3 protein-coding genes and 1 pseudogene are annotated in these 4,435 nt (G+C 37.6%); all 4 read left to right on the top strand.

Annotation, left to right across the window (positions count from 1 at the left end):
- Positions 1-205 (top strand): annotated as a pseudogene (locus QZ334_RS07075) (CtsR family transcriptional regulator); the annotation flags it as partial.
- A gap of 48 nt (positions 206-253) precedes the next feature.
- Positions 254-751 (top strand): UvrB/UvrC motif-containing protein, encoded by a 498-nt coding sequence (locus tag QZ334_RS07080; protein WP_295233141.1) that lies wholly within the window; start codon positions 254-256, stop codon positions 749-751.
- Positions 752-763: 12 nt separating this feature from the next.
- Positions 764-1,825: a protein arginine kinase gene (locus QZ334_RS07085; protein WP_295233144.1), complete on the top strand. Its 1,062-nt coding sequence runs from the start codon at positions 764-766 to the stop codon at positions 1,823-1,825.
- A gap of 87 nt (positions 1,826-1,912) precedes the next feature.
- Positions 1,913-4,360 (top strand): ATP-dependent Clp protease ATP-binding subunit, encoded by a 2,448-nt coding sequence (locus QZ334_RS07090; RefSeq protein WP_295233147.1) that lies wholly within the window; start codon positions 1,913-1,915, stop codon positions 4,358-4,360.
- The last annotated feature ends 75 nt before the right edge of the window (positions 4,361-4,435 follow it).

The raw sequence follows: 4,435 nt of genomic DNA on the forward strand, positions 1-4,435 counted from the left end.
AAATACAGTAGATCGTTTAATTGATATAAAAGATGTAGACCAATCATTATTTCAATTACTACAAGCAGAAAAAATTACTCGTCGTGAGGCTCAATTGATGCATAATTCTTTTGCTACATTGATTGAAAATACGGATATTGAACATCGAAATAATGCAATTCGTGAGCTATACGCAACAATGGTGGATACACTACGGAAGGAGTGATGATCAGTGATATGTGATCATTGCCATAAAAATGAAGCTACTATCCATATGACAAATATTGTAAATAATCAGAAAACGGAACAACATCTGTGCAATACTTGTGCTACAGCACTACAACAAGAGGGAAAATTATCTCCCTATAGTTCCTTTATGAATGATATGTGGGATGATAGCTTTTTTACTAATGATTTCTTTAAAAATATGGTCTATCCTGATAATTTATTAAAATCTCATCAATCTAAACGGTGTCCTCAATGTGGTATTACCTATGATGAGTTTAATCGGGTAGGCAAGTTTGGTTGTGATACATGCTATGAAACTTTTGCTAGTGAAATAAAACCGTTATTACAACGTTTGCAAGGTAGTTCTGAATATGAAGGGTCAGTTCCTAGTCATGGTAATAATGTGTTTAAAGCTAAGTATGAAGTTAAACAATTGCGTAATCAATTAGAGATGGCAATTCAAGCAGAGAAATTTGAAGATGCAGCTATCTTAAGAGATAAAATAAAAGAATTAGAAGCCATCATTGGTGGCGATAAAGAATAGGAGGTTCTTATTATGTTAGATACTATATTAGATTCTCCTTTAAGCCCATGGCTACAACATGATACGGACGCAACCGATCATATTGTCATATCTAGTCGAATCCGATTAGCACGAAATTTTGATGGTATATTGTTTACAAATCGTAATGATAAGTCATCTTTAGAAAAGGTAAATACCATTTCTAGAGGTTTGCTTCAACCTTTAAAAGAAGCAGATGGACATCAATACTCCAATATTAATCTTGAGCAATTAAGCGAGCGTGAGCGAGCTATATTGGTTGAAAAACATTTAATGAGTCCTGCATTGGAAGAAAAACTGCCATATCGCAATTTAGTAGTATCTGACGATGCATCTATTGTAATTATGGTGAATGAAGAAGACCATTTGCGGATTCAATCTATGGTTTCAGGATTGCGATTACAGAAAGCTTATGAACATGCTAAAAAAATAGATAAGGCTATTGAAGCAAAATATCCATATGCTTTTGATGAACGGTTTGGTTATTTAACGGCTTGTCCTACTAATGTAGGCACAGGTTTGAGGGCATCTGTAATGTTACATTTGCCAGCATTGACCATATCTGGACGAATTACACGACTCATACGTAGCATCATTCAATTAGGCTATTCTGTACGTGGACTATATGGAGAAGGCTCCGAAGCGTTAGGAAATATTTACCAAATTTCTAATCAACGTACAATGGGTGTCAGTGAAGAGGATACCATAGAGCAATTGACGAAGATTGTAGAAGGTATCATTGCAGAAGAGCGAAAATCTCGACAATCCTTATTACATAATGATAAAGAAGGTTTAGAAGATGTATTATGGCGCTCATATGGCGTTTTACAATATGCCCGTCGTGTAAATGGTAAAGAGGCCTTAACAAAGCTTAGCGATATCCAATTAGGCGTTGACTTAGAGATTTTACCTTCTTGGGGGAAGGATTCATTTAATGAGTTAATTGCTATAACTAGACCTAATTTTCTTTCAAAGTACGCAGGAAATGATAATCTAACAGATATCGAACGTGATAGCTATAGGGCGAAGGTAATTCGCCAAAAGCTTTCATATTAATAGCTATTCCAATGGTATGTCCTACCATTGTTTACATATATTTGAAGAGAAATAATTACAATTTACATAGATAGATGAGGTGATAGTATGATGCAACGTTTCACAGATGATGCACAGCGTGTCCTATCCTTTGCTCAAGAAGCAGCATTGGAGTTGGGACATGACTATGTAGGCACTGAACATGTACTCATCGGCCTGACAAAGGTTAAAAGTGGTGTTGCCGCTAAGGCTTTAGCAGAGCTTGGTGTTGTTACAGAAGATATTTTTGAAGCTGTAGAAGAACAAGTTGGACGCGGTAATAAAAAAGCAACCTCCATATATATGACGCCTCGTGTTAAGCATGTACTTGAGTTAGCTATTCAAGTTGCTAATCGCATGAATCATAATTACGTTAGTACTGAGCATATTCTTTTAGGATTACTCAGCGACGGTGGCGGCGTTGCAGTTGGAATTCTACGGGCTATGAATATTCGTACCGATGATATTGTAGAAGCGATTCGTCACATTCTTGGCTCTAATACAAATGGCGATAATAATGGGCAAGAGGGTGCGAGTCATAATGGTGACCTAGGTGATTTAGCTGATTTCGCTACGGACCTAAATGAGTCTGCAAAACAAGGTAAAATTGATCCTGTCATTGGTCGTGATACAGAAATTCAACGTGTTATCCAAATTCTTAGCCGTAGAACTAAAAATAATCCAGTTCTTATCGGTGAACCTGGTGTAGGTAAAACCGCTATTGCTGAAGGTTTGGCGCAACGTATCGTCAACGGCAATGTGCCAGAAATTTTGCGTAACAAACGCATTATTTCTCTTAGTATTAGCTCCATGTTAGCTGGTGCAAAATACCGTGGTGAATTTGAAGAACGCTTGAAAAAAGCAATCGATGAAGTGCAACAACATGATGATATGATTATCTTCATTGATGAAATTCATACATTGGTTGGCGCAGGCGCTACTGAAGGTGCAATGGATGCGGCAAATATTTTGAAACCAGCTTTAGCACGCGGTGAATTCCAAGTTATTGGTGCTACAACACTTGATGAATATAAAAAGCATATTGAAAAAGATGCTGCCTTAGAGCGTCGTTTCCAACCTGTTCAAGTAGGGGAACCTAATGAAGAGGATGCTCTTGAAATCTTGATGGGATTACGAGATCGCTATGAGGCTTTCCATAAGGCTAAAATTACAGATGAGGCATTAAAAGCTGCTGTTACCTTATCTAGTCGATATATTACAGATCGATTTTTGCCTGATAAGGCTATCGATGTGGTTGATGAAGCTGCATCTAAGGTGCGTATGAAAGTCTTTTCTGCAGCGCCAGATGTTAAGGCTTTAGAAGACCGACTCAATACGGTAAAGAAGGAAAAGGAAGCTGCTGTTACATCTCAAGATTTTGAAAAGGCAGCTAAGCTTCGTGATGAAGAGCAAGCTCTCGTTAAAGAGATTGACGATAAAAAAGCTGTAGCTAAAGAGGAAAGCGATCAAAAACTAATAGTTACAGAGGAAGATATTGCTGCGGTAGTAGCTCAGTGGACGGGTATTCCGGTGGCTAAAATAGCAGAAGAAGAATCTGAAACCTTGCTTCATTTAGAAGATGAGCTACATAAACGCGTTATCGGTCAAGATGATGCTGTTACAGCTGTAGCGAAAGCTGTGCGCCGTGCAAGGGCTGGATTAAAGGATCCAAAACGTCCTATTGGTTCATTCTTATTCCTTGGACCAACAGGGGTTGGTAAAACTGAATTAGCAAGAGCTCTTGCATCCTCCTTGTTCGGCGATGAATCTGCAATGATTCGACTTGATATGTCTGAATATATGGAAAAGCATACTGTTTCTCGTCTAGTTGGGGCCCCTCCTGGATATGTAGGATATGAAGAGGGCGGTCAACTCACTGATGTAGTGCGTCGTAAACCATATAGCGTTATTTTGCTGGATGAAGTAGAAAAGGCTCATGCGGATTTCTTTAATATCCTATTACAAGTGCTTGATGATGGCCGACTTACAGATAGTCAAGGTAGAACCGTAGACTTTAGAAATACGGTTATCATTATGACTAGTAATTTAGGAGCTAAAGCATTACATAAGAACTCTACAGAACTAGGCTTCTTAGCACCGAAAAAAGCTGAATCTAATGCTAAAGATGCTAAAAGTATTGATTTTAAAGAGGCTAAAAAGTCTGTTATGGATGCTGTAAAACGTCATTTCAGACCAGAGTTTTTGAATCGTATTGATGAGATGATTGTATTTCATCCGTTAACTGAAGAGGACTTAACAAAAATTGTGACTATTTTGATGAGTGATGTAACAAAACGTCTTGGAGAACGTGATTTGCACTTAGAAATTACGCCTGAGGCTATGAAATTACTCGTTAAAGAAGGTTCAGATTTTACTATGGGTGCTCGTCCTTTAAAACGTGCTATTCAACGTTTAATTGAGGACCCTGTATCTGATCTTATTTTGAAAGGAGAGGCGATAGCAGGTAAAACAATTAAAGCAGATGCAAAGGATAACGATATTGTTGTAACGGTTTAATATAAATACAAAATATATAGTTAATGACTACCTTTCATATAAATTATATGGCTTAAATGGTATACTATAGAGTAG

The sequence above is a fragment of the Veillonella sp. genome, assembly GCF_019414865.1.
Classification (GTDB): domain Bacteria; phylum Bacillota; class Negativicutes; order Veillonellales; family Veillonellaceae; genus Veillonella.